Here is a 13,859-nt window from a genome sequence, read left to right as displayed (position 1 = left end):
GCACCAGCTCGTCCAGCCCTTCGCCGACCCGGAGGTCGGCGCGGTCGCGGGCAACGCCAAGGTCGGCAACCGCGACACGGTCATCGGCGCCTGGCCCGGCTCTTCCCTCATGCCGGTCACCCGCCTCCGCGCGGGTCCCCCGGGACGGAGCGGCCGGGGCCGTACGGGGTCCCCCGCGGCTGTGCAAGGGACTTTCGTGCCGCATCCATTACCCGATGTGTGACATGCGACGCAAGAGGTGCGGGCCTCATGTCGGGAACGCCACACGCTTCTGCGCCTCGCCGTCGGTCGCTGTGTGGGACAGTGGATGAGGCTCACGGGGCTGCTGCTCCGCGAAGCCGGGTGCCGTACAGGTGAAGAGACCGAGGCGCCGGATCGGGCGCGTGGTCTCCACCGCCGTCGAGTGCCGTGCCCGTTGTCCGGGCCGGCTGTGGATGCGGAACAAGCAGGCAATCCTTATGACTTGTGGCGCCGCGGCAGTCTCTTGCCGCCCCTCCCCCCTGCCGGACCAGTCGTCGCGGCACACGCCCGCCGAGCGACGGACACCCCGGTGATGAAGCGAGGACGGCGCACGGCCTGTCTCCTGGCCGCCCTCATCGGCGTCGGCGCCGTGACCCTGACGGCCTGCGACAGCCCGCCATCCTCCGGCGGCCGGCCCGCGGCCTACGACACGGAGGTGTTGTCCGACACTCCGGCTCTCTACCTGCGCGGCGGCGGGTACGCGACGAGGCAGTCCACGGCCGCACTCGAGGCCACCCGTCATCACGGACCGGGCACCACCTCCATGCCCAATGGGGACCCCGCCTTTCTGTTCGACGGAGCCTCCCAGTACGTGGAGGTCCCCGACGACGACCGGCTCTCCGTCACCACGACCGGTGAGCTGACCGTGGAGGCGTGGATACGGCCCGACACGCTGACCTTCGCCAAGACAGCGAGCACCGGCTACGTCAACTGGCTCGGCAAGTCCTCCAGCCCAACCGGTCAGAACGAGTGGCTGGCCCGCATGTATTCGCGGGACAACACCGAACTCCGCGCCAACCGCATCAGCGGATACGTCTTCAACTCGGACGGCGGGTACGGCGCCGGATCGTACTTCGAGGACGAGGTCAGTCCCGGTGAGTGGATTCACTACGCACTGGTGATCAACACCCGCGACAAGTCTCCCGCCTACCCGACCGGGTACGTCAAGATCTACAAGAACGGGGAGCTCTGCGACCAGGATGCCCTCGCGGAGTACGACATCACCCCCGCCAACACCGACGCCCCGATGCGGATCGGCGGCGTCGACGCCACATCGTACTTCGAGGGCGCGATCGGCAAGGTGGCCGTCTACGACTCCGAACTGCCCGCCGCCCGTGTCGCCGCCCACCATCAGGCCATGAACGCGCATCACCCCCGGGGCGCCTCCGCCGGGACGTGATGCCGCTCGCGGCGGTCCCGGTCTTCCTGGTGGTGCTGCCACCGGTACAACGCGTGTTGTGATCCTGGAGGCATTCACTCGGGCTCGCTCGCGGCGTGCCGCTGCGTGAACTCATGGGCGAGTATGCCCATCACCACCAGATCATGGTGCCGACCGGCGGAGAACACGTGATCGCGCAGGCGCCCCTCCTCGGCGAAGCCGAGACGGCGATGCAGTGCCAGCGATGCCTCGTTGTGTCCGAAGATCCGCGCTTCGCACTTGTGGTAGCGCCGCTCTCCGAACATGAAGCGCAGCAGCATCACCGCGGCCTCCGTCGCGTAGCCCTTGCGCCGATGCCCGGCGGCCATCGTGATGCCGTATTCGAACCGCCCCGCACACGGATCTGCGTGATTCGAGCCGACAGCCCCGACGATCTTCCCCGTGTCCAGGGCCTGGACGGCCAGCCTGAAGCAGTCGCCCTCGGATTTCGCGACGGCCTGTTCCTTCGCCCAGGCGCGGAACCCCTCGGCAGACCCAGGAGGATGCAGCAGGTCTCCCGACCGCTCCTCGTCGACGGCGAAGCCCATGAACGCCGCCCAGTCCTCGGGCTCGATACCGCGCAGCCGTACCCGCTCACCCATCCAGAACGAAGCCATTCCCCATTCGATCACGTCCGCTGTTCCGGTTCGCCACGGCGTTCGCCGGTGACCTTCGAGGACGGGAGGCGGCCGGCCCTGGAAGTGCCCTGGAGGGTGTCGCCGTCGACCGTCACGTCGAACGCCAGGTTCAGCCGCAGGGGCTTGGTGACGGCCTGCTTCCAGGTGAGCCGGTCGCCGTCGAGGGTGAGGTCACTGAGGGGCACCTCCTGGCCGGCGCCGCGGGCGACGCCGGCCAGGACGCCGTCCCGCTCACGGAGTTCGACCACGGCGCCGATCGTGCCGATGGGGGTGGAGACGGACAGGTCCCAGGTGCCTTCGACGGACATGCTGACGTTCTTCCTGACTGCGCAAGGGGACGGGCGGTGAGTGGCTGATCGGCGTGGGCCGGGGGTTCGGAGGGCGGTCGGCGTCGGGCCCTGGGCACGCCAGACGGTGCCGCGCCGCTCGTGGGCGAAGAGCTCTTCGACGGCGTGCGCGACGCGCGGGCCCACCTCGCGTTCCAGCAGGTACAGGCCGAGATCGAGTCCGGAGGTGACGCCGGCGCCGGTGATCAGGTCGCCGTCGTCCACGACGCGGGCGCGGACCGAGTGGGCGCCGGTGGCGTCCAGCATGTCCAGGCCCAGGTGGTGGGTGGTGGCGTGACGTCCCTCCAGCAGGCCTGCCATGGCCAGGACGAGCGAGCCGCCGCAGACGGTCGCGACCGTGGTGTCCGGGTCGTCCATCGCCTGCTCCAGGAGGGCGGGGAGCCCGGTGGTCAGCGTGCGGCCCAGCAGCACCGGGATGAACTCGTCCTGCCTCCGCCCGCCCGCGCCCGCCTCCTCCTCCGGGACCTCACCGGGTTCGCCGACCCGGCCGGACGCGCCGGGCACCAGAACCATGTCCGCACGCCTCGGGTCGAGGGCGCCGGTGGCGCGCAGCGTCAGGCCTCCGGTGCCGCTGATCACCTCACGCGGGCCTTCCGCGGAGACCAGCTCGACGGTCACCGCGCCGTCCGACGCCGAGCCGCCCGCGTGCAGCACCTCGTAGGGGGCGATGACATCGAGCGGGTCGAAGCCGTCGAACAGGACAACCTGGATGTGCATGGACGTTCCTTCGGGGGTGGTCTCCATCGGGCACTCCGAAGTCAACAGGCTGCCGCCTCGATCTCCCAGTGGCAGTAGTGACAGGGTTCAACGAGATAATGACAGGAGCGTTCGAAGGTCCTGGACCTGCTGTGATATCGGACCACCTGGAGGTCGGGCCGGTCCCTCCGAGCCGGTGAGGAGGTAGGTTCCGGCCATGCACACCGTCGCCGTTCTCGCGCTGGACCAGGTGATCCCGTTCGACCTGGCCACCCCGATCGAGGTCTTCTCCCGCACCCGCCTGCCCGACGGGCGGCCCGGCTACCAGGTCCGGGTGTGCGCCGAGCGCGACGAGATCGATGCCGGAACCTTCGTCCTGCGCGCCCCCTGGGGTCTGGAGGGCCTCCGGGGCGCGGACACCGTCATCGTGCCGGGCGTCGCCGATCCCACCGCCCCGCTGTCACCCGCAGTGCGCGACGCGCTGCGGTCGGCCGCGGCCGACGGCACGCGGATCGCCTCCATCTGCGCGGGCACCTTCCCCCTCGCCGCCACTGGGCTCCTCGACGGGCTGCGGGCCACGACCCACTGGCTCGCGGCCGAGATCCTGGCCGCCACTCACCCGGACATCGACGTCGACCCGGACGTTCTCTACGTCGACAACGGCCAGTTCCTCACCTCGGCGGGCGCGGCCGCAGGCCTGGACCTGTGCCTGCACATGATCCGCCGTGACTACGGCTCGGCCGTCGCCGCCGATGCCGCCCGCCTGTCGGTGATGCCCCTCGAACGGGAGGGCGGACAGGCGCAGTTCATCGTCTACGACCACGCCCCCGAGCCCCGGGGCTCCGAGCTGGACGTAGTGCTCGCCTGGCTGCGGGAGAACCTGGCCCGCGACCTCACCCTCACCGACATCGCCGAACGGGCCGGGACCAGCACCCGGACCCTGATCCGGCGCTTTCGCGACCAGACCGGCACCACCCCGCTCCAATGGCTCCACCGGGCCCGGATCCGTCAGGCACAGCACCTCCTCGAAACCACCGGGCACTCCGTCGAACGCATCGGCAGCCAGGTCGGCTTCGGCTCGCCCACCACCTTCCGCGACCGCTTCAAACGCACCACGGGCGTCAGCCCGCAGACCTACCGACGCACCTTCAGCTGACCCGCGGGCAGGAACTGGCCTGTGACGGGCGGCCATCACCTGGGCTCCGAGCCGCTGGACCCGGGCGAGGTCATCGCCGTACCCGCCGCTCCGGGCGTGTCGCTCGATGTCGGCAGCGGAGCGGCCCCGACCGGCTTCCCGTCGCGGCGCTCCGAACCGGGCCGGTCGCGCCGACGGGCCGGACGCGTCCGCCCGTGGCTTCAAGCACATGGCCGGTGCCTCTCCGGGAAGTGGACGCCGGCCGAAGACCACCGGTCCACCGCGTCTTTCGCGGCCCCGCCGTGCGTCCTTCCCGGAGCCGGGCTGCACCGGCGATTAGATTCCGGTGCATGACTACACATCCGCAGCGCTTCACCGTCCTGCTGGTTCCCGCGCACGTCCAGGACGGAGGTGGCCCCGGCATGGAGGACTCGGCCGTGCGGTCGGCGCTCGTCGAGGCGACGGGGGAGACGGGCGCCTCCAGCTACCCCCGCTACTCGGGGGAGGGGATCGTGGCCGACATCGACCCCGAGACCCGCACGGTCGAGGCGGTGCTCGTCGACGGCGAGGAGCTGGACTACGGGCTGGTCGCCGTGGTCGCCGCCTGACCGGGCGACGTCGGCGACCGGGCCGTCCCCGGGCCCGGCGTGCGGCCCCGTCCCACATGGTCGGACCCGGCCCGTGGTGCGACGCTGGAGGGGAGAGCCGGCCGTGCGGCCACCGGGAGGGCCGATGGGACGCGACGTTCCGGCGCTGGTCTTCACCCGCGAGGACCGTCGCCGGTACCGGATCAAGATGCAGGAATGCCTCGACGTCTTCGCGCAGATGCTGCGGGAGTCACGGTTCGACGCCGAGTGGCCTCAGGTGGGCCTGGAGATCGAGCTGAACCTGACCGACGCCGAGGCCGAGCCGGCGATGCGCAACAGCGACGTGCTCGAGGCGATCGGGGATCCCGCCTGGGACACCGAGCTGGGCCGGTTCAATCTGGAGATCAACATCCCGCCCCGGCGGCTGACCGCGGGTGGCCCCGATGCCTGGGAGGAGGAGATCCGGGCCGCGCTGAACCACGCGGACCAGCGCGCCAGGACGGTCGGCGTCCAGCTGATCATGATCGGCATCCTGCCCACCCTGCGGGAGGCGGACGTCGGACCGAAGGCCCTGTCGGAGAACGCCCGGTACCACCTGATCAACGAGCAGGTCTTCGCGGCGCGCGGCGAGGATCTGCTCATCGAGCTGGACGGTGTCGACCGGCTGCGTACCTATGCGGAGACCATCACGCCGGAAGCCGCGTGCACGAGCACGCAGTTCCATCTTCAGGTGCCGCCCGAGGAGTTCGCCGACTACTGGAACGCGGCGCAGGCGATCGCCGGGGTCCAGGTCGCGCTGGCGGCCAACTCGCCCTTTCTGTTCGGCAAGGAGCTGGCGCACGAGACCCGCATCCCGCTCTTCGAGCAGGCGACCGACACCCGCCCGGTGGAGATCAAGGCACAGGGAGTACGGCCCCGGGTCTGGTTCGGGGAACGGTGGATCAACAGCGTCTTCGATCTCTTCGAGGAGAACCTCCGCTACTTCCCGGCGTTGCTGCCCCTGTGCGAGGACCAGGACCCCAAGCAGACGCTGGACCGCGGGGACACCCCGGAACTGTCCGAACTCACCCTGCACAACGGCACGATCTACCGGTGGAACCGTCCGGTCTACGCCGTCTCCCGGGGCAGGCCGCACCTGCGGGTGGAGAACCGCGTGCTGCCCGCGGGCCCGACGGTCGCCGACACCCTCGCCAACGGCGCCTTCTACTACGGTCTCACCCGCGCCCTGGTGGACGAGGACCGCCCGGTGTGGTCGCGGATGTCCTTCTCCGCCGCCGAGGACAACCTGCACGCGGCGGCACGGCACGGCATCGACGCCCGGCTGTACTGGCCCGGAACCGGTGAGGTGCCCGCGCCCGAACTCGCCCTGCGCAGGCTGCTGCCGCTGGCGCACCAGGGCCTGGAGCGCTCGGGCATGGACGCGGCCTGGCGGGAACCGCTGCTCGGCATCATCGAGCAGCGGTGCGTCACCGCGCGCAACGGCGCGGTCTGGCAGAAGGAGACGCTGCACCGCTTCGAGGCGTCGGAGCACTGCGGCCGTCACGAGGCCCTGCGACGCATGACGCATCAGTACATCGACTACATGCACCTCAACGCACCGGTCCACACCTGGCCGGTGGACTGACGGCGATCACGGACGTAGCGGCCGCCGGCCCTACGGGATCAGCCCGTTGCGACCTCGTCCAGGGTCTCCCGCACGATCCGCACCGCGCGCTCCGCGTCGGCGCGCGTCACGTCCAGGTGGAAGACGAAGCGCAGTCGGCCCGGACACCCCGCGCACAACAGGCCGCGACGCGCCGGCCGGTCGCCCAGCTCGCCGGCGTCGAGACCGGGGGCGGACTTCGCGAAGACCATGTTGGTCCCGCTCGGCTCCACGGTCAGCCCCGGCGCGTCCTTCAGGCACTCGGCGAACAGCGCGGCGTGCGCGTGGTCGTCCGCGAGCCGCGTGACCTGGTGGTCGAGCGCGTGCCGCGCCGCGGCCGCCAGCACGCCGGCCTGCCGCATCCCGCCGCCCAGGACCTTGCGCCAGCGCCGGGCCCCGGCCACGAACTCGCGTGAGCCGAGGAGTGCCGAGCCGACCGGCGCGCCCAGGCCCTTGCTGAAGCAGACGGAGACGCTGTCGAAGTGGCCGGCGATCAGCCGTGCCTGCTCGTACGGGTCGCCTCCGGCGGCCACCGCCGCGTTGAACAGCCGCGCCCCGTCCAGGTGCGTGGCGAGCCGGTGGTCGCGGGCGAGCTGCGTGGCGGTCCTCAGGTAGTCGATCGGCACGGCCCGGCCGCCGATGGTGTTCTCCAGGCACACTCTGCCACGCCGCACGTGACCTGCGGTGTCGGGGTGGCCGACGGGCCGCCCGAAGACCCCGGGAGCACGTGCGTCCGTACGCCGTGGCGACGGCCGACGGCGGGGCGCGGCTTGTCCCGCTGTGCCATTTTGGTCCTCGGGGGCAGGTGCCGCACGAACTCGACGCACGGGAGGCGATGTGGGACCCGACCAGCGAGACACCCCGCGGGACGGCCAGGAACACGGCTCGGGGCTACGGCGCAGGGCCTTCCTGGAAGCGTGCGCGGGCGGCGGACTCGCCGCGACCGCCGCCTGCACCCCGTCCACTCCCACGCGCCACCCGGACCGGGCTGCCCCATCGCACCCGCCCGAGGCGGAACGGAACCGGCCGGGAACACCCGACTGGCGCATCCGGTCGCGAGGCCCCGACACGGCCGTCATGGGGTACGCGGACCGGGTGAGTGCGACCCCGGGCGAGGAGATCGGTCTGTACGTCTCCACGACCGCCCCGTCCTTCCGCGTCTCGGCCTTCCGCGTCGGCTGGTACGGCGGGGCCGGGGCCCGGCTGGTGTGGTCGTCCGGGCGGATACCGGGCCGCGTCCAGCCCGCACCGCGCTTCCTGTCCGACACCCGGACGGTCCGTGCGCAGTGGCCGCGCACGACGGCTCTCGGCACGACGGGGTGGCCGGAAGGCGCGTACCTGCTCCGCCTGGACACGCAGGACGGTCACCAGCGCTTCATCCCGCTGGTCGTGCGCTCCACGCAGGGCACGGGCCGCACGGTGCTGATGCACGCCCCGGCCACCTGGCAGGCGTACAACCGCTGGGGCGGCTTCAGTCTCTACGAGGGCTCCTCCGGCGCGTACGCCACCCGCTCCCTCGCCGTCAGCTTCGACCGGCCCTACGACTCGGACGGCGCGGAGAAGTTCATGGTGTACGAGCGGGCGGCGGTGGTCCTGGCCGAACGGCTCGGCCTCCCGCTCGCCTACACCACCGGGATGGACGTGCACCGCGACCCGAAGGTCCTGCACGGCGCGAGCGCCGTCGTCTGCCTCGGCCACGACGAGTACTGGACCCCCGAGCAGCGACAGCACGTCACCGAGGCGCGCGACGCGGGCACCAACGTGGCCTTCCTCGGGGCCAACACCTGCTTCCGCCGGATCCGCCTGGAGCCGGAGGGCACGGGGTCCGACCGCACGGTGGTCTGCTACAAGTCGTCCTTCCCGGCCGACCCTCTCCGTACGACGCACCCCGCCCTGGTGACGACCGACTTCCGCCGGTCCCCGGCACCCGACCCGGAGTCGTCGCTGACGGGGGTGCTGTACGAGGGCTACCCGACGGACGCGCCGTACGTCGTCCACGCGGCGGACCACTGGCTCCACGAAGGCACGGGGGTACGCCCCGGAGAAGGCTTCGACCATCTGGTCGGCGTGGAGTACGACCGGGTCACCCCGGGCGCGCCCGTCCCCGCACCGCTGGAGATCACGGCGCACTCGCCCCTGGTGTGCAACGGCCGGCGCAGCCACGCCGACTCGGCGTACTACACGCTCCCCGGCGGCGCGGGCGTCTTCGCGACCGGCACCATGCGCTGGGTGGAGGGCCTGATGGCCGGCACGCCCGACGGGGGCCGCGACCACGGCATGGACGCCCGCACCCGTGCCTTCGTCACCCGTACGACCGAGAACCTGCTGCGCGCCTTCGCCGAGGGCCCGGCGGCCCGACACCGGCCCGCGCCCCGGCCGAATACGACGCGGGTGTACGGGGCCGACGTCTGAGACGGCGGCCGTCAGCCGGCCGGCACGATCTCCACGCCACGCGCCGTGAGCTGCTCGACCACCGCGTGGCCGGGGCCGGCGTCGGTGATCAGTCCGCTGATCTCCTCCCAGGGCAGCACCCGGAACCGGGAGGCCGTGCCGATCTTCTCGGACGAGGCGAGCACGTAGGTCTCCGCGGCCCGGGCGGCCAGGGCACGCTTCATCGCGGCCTCCTCGGCGTCGCCGGTGGTCAGCCCCGCCTCCGGGTGCACACCGGTGACGCCGAGCAGGCAGAGGTCGGCCGACACGTTCTGCGCGGCCTCGACCGCGGCCGCGCCGCAGGCGACCGCCGAGTGCTTGAAGACACGGCCGCCGAGCAGGAAGACCTCGGCCCGCGGATGGCCGAGCAGCGCGGCCGCGATCGTCGGGCTGTGGGTGATCACGGTGCAGGCCAGGTCCGGCGGGAGCGCGTGGGCGACGGCGAGGGCCGTGGTGCCGCCGTCCAGGATCAGGGCGCTGTCCGGCCGCACCAGCGCGACGGCCGCCGCGGCCACCTTCCGCTTGCCGTCGGGGGCGACGGTCTGCCGGGCGGCGTAGTCCGCCACGGCGGGGGAGACGGGCAGGGCTCCGCCGTAGACCCGCTGGCAGAGTCCCTCGGCAGCCAGGTCGCGCAGGTCGCGTCGCACGCTGTCCTCGGAGATGCCCAGGTCGGCGGCGACGTTCTTGGCGACGATCTTGCCGTCGCGGGCGAGCAGTCCCAGCAGGTGGTCCCGCCGTTCGGCAGCCAGCATCCGCGTTCTCTCCCGTTCTCTCTCGTTCTTGCACGTTTCTGCGTGTAGTGTAGCGCGCCATGACCGACAAGCCGCAGCTCGCAGGAGACCGAGTGACCGCCCGCCCCGGCGTCGACACCCCCGACCACCGCGGCCGTACCGGTCTCCACCGCGTCGGGCGGGGCCTGGACCGCAACCCCGACGTCGTCGTCCGCGACGTGGAACTCACCTCCCAGGGCTGGCACGTCCTGCGCCGCACCACCTTCGACTACCGGCGCCGCGACGGACGTTGGGTCACCCAGCAGCGCGAGACCTACGACCGCGGCAACGGCGCGGTCGTCCTGCCCTACGACACCGGGCGCGGCCGAGTGCTGCTCACCCGCCAGTTCCGCTACCCGGCCTACGTCAACGACCACCCGGACGGCATGCTCGTCGAGGCCGCGGCCGGGCTCCTCGACGGCGACGACCCGCTCGCCGCGATCCGGCGCGAGAGCGCCGAGGAACTCGGGATCACGCTCGGCCCGATCGCCCATGTCCTCGACGCGTACATGAGCCCCGGCTCGGTCACCGAACGCCTGCACTTCTACGCCGCCCCCTACACCCCGGCCGACCGCACCGGCAGCGGCGGCGGACTGGAGGAGGAGGGCGAGGACATCGAAGTACTCGAACTGCCCTTCGCCGAGGCCCTCGCCATGGTCCGCGACGGACGCATCACCGACGGCAAGACCGTCCTGCTCCTGCAATGGGCCGCCCTGGACGGCCCGTTCGCCCCCGCGGCGAGTACCTCCTGACACCGCAAAAGGGAGCGGGGCCGGCCGGTCGTCCCGGTCGGCCCCGCTGGTGCGTCGCGGCGCAGGTGTCAGCGCACGTCGACGTAGACGGAGGTGCCGCCGCTGTCGAAGTGCCTGGAGTCACCGAAGTACTGGATCAGCCACTTGCCGTCGGCAGTCGGCTTGCCCTTGAGGGTGGCCTTGCCGGTCGAACTCGTGGTGCCCGAAGCGACGTACGTCCACTTCGTCGAGCCCTTCTTCTGGAAGAACAGCTCGACGTGCTGGCCCTTGTACGGCCGCCAGGCGCGGGAGACGTACTCCTGGAGGGTGCCCGTGAAGGTGACGGTGGCCCCCTTCGCGACCTTGGTGGAGGACGCCTTGATCGTCGACACCCGGGTGTCGACACGGCTGAGCCGGACCGGGGTGCTGACGCTGTCCGCCAGCTTGTCGCTGCCGAGGTGGTGCACCCGGTAGTAGCCGTCGATGTAACCCCACGCGGAGAGCGTGAAGCTGCCGTAGTAGTCGGACTTGGCGGTGGCCAGGCTCTTCCAGCCGGTCCGGCCGTCGGCCGAGTACTCCAGGCGCATGGACTCCCCGCCGGACGAGTCGTCGTCGTACGCGTGTTCCAGCCGGCCGGTGACCTTGACCTGCCCGTCGGCGGCGAGGGAGGCCTTCACCTTGCGCAGCACGGACTCCTCGGGCACGACCAGGGAGCCCTCGGCCGCGGTCGTGGAGAGGTACGGATCGGACGGGGAGGCGGACCATCCGTCGACTCCGACGCCCGCGGGCGGGTTGAGCACGGCCGAGAAGTGTCCGGACGCGTCCGTGGTGACGGTGAGCGCCGCACGGTCGTTGCCGTAGATGCGCAGGCCGATCCGGACCGGGACGCCGGCGAGACCGGCCGCGTCGGCGCCGCTGCCGGTGCTCACCGTTCCGGTGACGGTCGCCGTCTGCCCGGGCAGTACCCGGGTGCGGTCGGCCGTGGCCGTCACGGACGCCTTCGTCGAGGAGATTGACGGACGGCCGAACGTGCGCGCGTCCCCGTGCACCTGGTCGTCGGCCGCCGCGAACCGGGCCGTGAAGTCGGCCCAGTTGGCCATGTCGAGGTCTTCGGTGGTGAAGCGGCCCTCGGCGTCGGTGACCGCCGTGAACGTGTCGTCCGGCCGAGGCGTGCCGCCCGCGTAGGTGCGGGTCACCTCGACCGTACGGCCCTCGATCGGCACCAGGTCGCCGGAGCCGGGCTCGATGCCGACCAGGCGGTCGGTGACACCGACGCTCCTGTGGTCGTAGGTGGGCAGGCGCGTGAATTCCAGCTTGCTGTCGCCGGCCGTGTCGATCAGCGCGGGCCTGAGGGTGAAGTCGAGCGTTCCCGCCGCGTCGCGGGTCGTGGTGTGCCCCTGGTCGTCGGTGGCGCTGACGTCGATGGAGTAGGCGCCGAGGTGCGGCATCGTCCCGCCGTCCTCGACCAGCTTCAGCGCGGCGTCGGCGGGCAGCGCCCAGGTCGAGCCGGTCCGGATCAGCGCCGGCACCTCGGCGACCACCGTGTCGCCGGTCCGTACCCGGGCGGAGACGGAGGTCACGGCGGCGCCCGGGGCGTCCGTCCAGGCCGTGACGGTGAAGGTCCCGCGGTTGTCCGCGGTGCGGGCCACACCGATACCGACCGGCCCCGCGTCGTCGGCCAGGGCGGGCACCGTGCTCAGCGCGGTGGCGACCACCGCGATGGCGGCGGCCAGGGCGAGGTATCCGCGCTCAGCGGGCATCGACGTACTCCGTCTTCGACTCGGTGTAGAAGTGCTTGGAGTCCGCGGCGAGGTAGGTGCCCCAGGTGGCGTCCTCGTAGGCCTTGGTCTTGAGACTGAAGTGGCCCTTGGAGTCGGTGGTCCCCTTGACCACCCAGTACCAGGTGCTCTCGCCCTTGGGCTTGAGGACGAGCACGATCTGTCCGCCCTTGTAGGCCTTCCAGGTGCTGCCGGACTTGTACTGGAGCGTGCCCTTGGCGGTCAGCGAGGCGTTGCGGTACGGCCGGTTGGGCGTCATGTCGAACGACACGATGCGGGTCTCGACCCGACTGCGGCTGAAGACCGCGGAGTTGACCGGGAGAAGGGTGTAGCTCTCGCCGTGCGTCACCCGGTAGTAGCCCGCGGGGCGACCCTGCGCGCGGATGGTGAACGGGCAATAGCCCGCGGTGCCGCCCTCCGCCTTGGCCGAGCCGAGGTTCTGCCAGCCGTCGCGGCCGTTCTTGGAGTACTGGAGCGTCACCGTCTGGTCGTCGCAGATCCAGTCCGGCGTGAGCCGGCCCTTGACGGTGATCGTGCGGTAGGCGTCCAGGCCGGCGCTGAGGTTGCCGATCCGGCCCGCCCGCGGGACGGTGACCTCGTCGCTGAAGGGGTCGGTGAAGTCCGCCAGGTAGTCGGAGGGCCGCACATAGGTGTAGTGGCTCGTGGTGTAGTCGGCCCTCGCGTCGTACGAGAACGTTCCGTCGGCGCCTGCGGTGGCACTGCCCATGATGCCGGTGACCGTGTGGTTCCAGGAGTCGGGCGCGCGCGTGGTGGTGACGACGGGCGCGTTCGCGAAGGGCACCCAGCCGTTGGGCGTGTAGCGCTGGACGGTGCCGCTGACCTTGAAGGTCTTCCCGGCGTAGACCCGCTCCTTGTCCGCCTCGGCGGTGATCCGGTACCGCGTCGTCACGGCGTCGAGGTCCGGAATCGCCTCCGCGTCGTCCGGATCGGTGTCGGCCTGGGGGGCGACCACGGCGGCGGTGCCGCTCAGGAGCCTGCCGCCGGGCGTGACGGGCAGCGCGAAGGCGCCGGACTCGTCGGTGAGGACCGTCTGCGAGACGTCGATCCAGGTCCCGTTCCGGAGCGTGGACCAGGCGATCCTCACCTGGGTGCCGGCCCGGGCCGCGCCGGTCGCGCCGGTCGCCGGGTCGAAGGTGGTGACGGTACCGCTGAGCGTCGCGTCGCGGTGGTCGTAGTCGGTGTACGCACGGTCGAAGGCGGCCGTGGCCACACCGGTGTGCAGCCGGTAGCCGAACAGCCCGGCCCGGCCGTGTTCGGCGCCGCTCCAGTGCTGCACGGTGCCGTCGGCCAGCCGGAAGTCGACGTCGACCGGGTAGTCGCCGTAGGCGGCGTCCCCGGGCAGGCGCAGCGGCTGGTCCGTGCTCCAGCCGCGCTCCCGGCTGAACGACAGCTCGTCCGTCGAGGCGAGCACGGCATCCGGCCGGGCCGGGTCGTGGACGCTCACCTTCACCCACAGCGCCTGGCTGTCCGGCAGCGCCACGGACAGCCTGCCGTCGTCACCGGTCGACACCCCGGTCACGGTCACCGGGTCGGCGACGGCCGGCACAGCGGTCAGTGCGCCGATCGTGAGTCCGGTCGTGAGAAGGAAGGCTGCGCTCCGGAAAACGGCAGCCCGATGTGCGCGCGACATGCGCATGCGGGGACCC

12 protein-coding genes and 1 pseudogene are annotated in these 13,859 nt (G+C 71.8%); 6 read left to right on the top strand and 7 right to left on the bottom strand.

The features are described from left to right. Positions 1-553 precede the first annotated feature (553 nt). Complete coding sequence (locus ACWC24_RS35730) at positions 554-1,420, top strand: LamG domain-containing protein (protein ID WP_450667062.1); 867 nt, start codon at positions 554-556, stop codon at positions 1,418-1,420. Positions 1,421-1,494: 74 nt separating this feature from the next. Here ACWC24_RS35730 and ACWC24_RS35725 read toward each other — a convergent pair whose 3' ends face one another. From ACWC24_RS35725 to ACWC24_RS35715, 3 genes and pseudogenes are all read right to left on the bottom strand, one after another. Then, positions 1,495-2,070, bottom strand: coding sequence for a GNAT family N-acetyltransferase (locus ACWC24_RS35725; RefSeq protein WP_450667061.1), 576 nt, complete (start codon positions 2,068-2,070; stop codon positions 1,495-1,497). Further along, on the bottom strand, positions 2,067-2,384 hold the full coding sequence (locus ACWC24_RS35720) for a hypothetical protein (protein WP_450667065.1): 318 nt from the start codon (positions 2,382-2,384) through the stop codon (positions 2,067-2,069). The genes ACWC24_RS35725 and ACWC24_RS35720 overlap by 4 nt, the downstream gene beginning before the upstream one ends. Before the next feature lie 75 nt (positions 2,385-2,459). Next, a pseudogene (locus tag ACWC24_RS35715) lies at positions 2,460-3,140 on the bottom strand (DJ-1/PfpI family protein); the annotation flags it as partial. A 196-nt stretch (positions 3,141-3,336) separates the two neighbouring features. Between ACWC24_RS35715 and ACWC24_RS35710 the strand changes: the two are divergent. From ACWC24_RS35710 to ACWC24_RS35700, 3 genes are all read left to right on the top strand, one after another. After that, positions 3,337-4,275: a GlxA family transcriptional regulator gene (locus ACWC24_RS35710; RefSeq protein WP_450667060.1), complete on the top strand. Its 939-nt coding sequence runs from the start codon at positions 3,337-3,339 to the stop codon at positions 4,273-4,275. Between the two features lie 329 nt (positions 4,276-4,604). Further along, on the top strand, positions 4,605-4,862 hold the full coding sequence (locus ACWC24_RS35705) for a hypothetical protein (protein ID WP_450667059.1): 258 nt from the start codon (positions 4,605-4,607) through the stop codon (positions 4,860-4,862). Between the two features lie 124 nt (positions 4,863-4,986). Then, positions 4,987-6,465, top strand: a complete 1,479-nt coding sequence (locus tag ACWC24_RS35700) for a glutamate--cysteine ligase (RefSeq protein WP_450667058.1) — start codon at positions 4,987-4,989, stop codon at positions 6,463-6,465. A gap of 38 nt (positions 6,466-6,503) precedes the next feature. Here the strand turns inward: ACWC24_RS35700 and ACWC24_RS35695 are convergent, their stop codons facing one another. Beyond that, a complete protein-coding gene (locus tag ACWC24_RS35695) occupies positions 6,504-7,157 on the bottom strand; it encodes a beta-eliminating lyase-related protein (protein ID WP_450667057.1) in 654 nt (217 codons plus the stop codon). Between the two features lie 421 nt (positions 7,158-7,578). Here ACWC24_RS35695 and ACWC24_RS35690 point away from each other — a divergent pair, with 421 nt between their 5' ends. After that, positions 7,579-8,895, top strand: coding sequence for a N,N-dimethylformamidase beta subunit family domain-containing protein (locus tag ACWC24_RS35690; RefSeq protein ID WP_450667056.1), 1,317 nt, complete (start codon positions 7,579-7,581; stop codon positions 8,893-8,895). An 11-nt stretch (positions 8,896-8,906) separates the two neighbouring features. Here the strand turns inward: ACWC24_RS35690 and ACWC24_RS35685 are convergent, their stop codons facing one another. Continuing rightward, the gene (locus ACWC24_RS35685) at positions 8,907-9,665 is read right to left on the bottom strand and encodes a DeoR/GlpR family DNA-binding transcription regulator (RefSeq protein WP_450667055.1); all 759 of its coding nucleotides are present in this window, start codon (positions 9,663-9,665) and stop codon (positions 8,907-8,909) included. Between the two features lie 92 nt (positions 9,666-9,757). On the opposite strand from ACWC24_RS35685, the gene ACWC24_RS35680 reads away from it, so the two are divergent. Then, a complete protein-coding gene (locus tag ACWC24_RS35680; RefSeq protein ID WP_450667064.1) occupies positions 9,758-10,435 on the top strand; it encodes an NUDIX domain-containing protein in 678 nt (225 codons plus the stop codon). Positions 10,436-10,503: 68 nt separating this feature from the next. Here ACWC24_RS35680 and ACWC24_RS35675 read toward each other — a convergent pair whose 3' ends face one another. Together ACWC24_RS35675 and ACWC24_RS35670 are read right to left on the bottom strand one after the other, a co-directional pair. Beyond that, positions 10,504-12,174, bottom strand: coding sequence for a hypothetical protein (locus tag ACWC24_RS35675; protein ID WP_450667054.1), 1,671 nt, complete (start codon positions 12,172-12,174; stop codon positions 10,504-10,506). Beyond that, positions 12,164-13,759 (bottom strand): hypothetical protein, encoded by a 1,596-nt coding sequence (locus ACWC24_RS35670; RefSeq protein ID WP_450667053.1) that lies wholly within the window; start codon positions 13,757-13,759, stop codon positions 12,164-12,166. The genes ACWC24_RS35675 and ACWC24_RS35670 overlap by 11 nt, the downstream gene beginning before the upstream one ends. Between the last annotated feature and the right edge of the window lie 100 nt (positions 13,760-13,859).

The organism is Streptomyces sp. NPDC001443 (assembly GCF_053597355.1).
This window is presented reverse-complemented; position numbering and strand designations above follow the sequence as displayed.

Excerpts from the sequence above, each read along its gene's own strand:
- ACWC24_RS35730 (WP_450667062.1), top strand. The coding sequence starts at position 554 with ATGAAGCGAGGACGGCGCACGGCCTGTCTCCTGGCCGCCCTCATCGGC.
- ACWC24_RS35720 (WP_450667065.1), bottom strand. The coding sequence starts at position 2,384 with ATGTCCGTCGAAGGCACCTGGGACCTGTCCGTCTCCACCCCCATCGGC.
- ACWC24_RS35710 (WP_450667060.1), top strand. The coding sequence starts at position 3,337 with ATGCACACCGTCGCCGTTCTCGCGCTGGACCAGGTGATCCCGTTCGAC.
- ACWC24_RS35705 (WP_450667059.1), top strand. The coding sequence starts at position 4,605 with ATGACTACACATCCGCAGCGCTTCACCGTCCTGCTGGTTCCCGCGCAC.
- ACWC24_RS35700 (WP_450667058.1), top strand. The coding sequence starts at position 4,987 with ATGGGACGCGACGTTCCGGCGCTGGTCTTCACCCGCGAGGACCGTCGC.
- ACWC24_RS35685 (WP_450667055.1), bottom strand. The coding sequence starts at position 9,665 with ATGCTGGCTGCCGAACGGCGGGACCACCTGCTGGGACTGCTCGCCCGC.
- ACWC24_RS35675 (WP_450667054.1), bottom strand. The coding sequence starts at position 12,174 with ATGCCCGCTGAGCGCGGATACCTCGCCCTGGCCGCCGCCATCGCGGTG.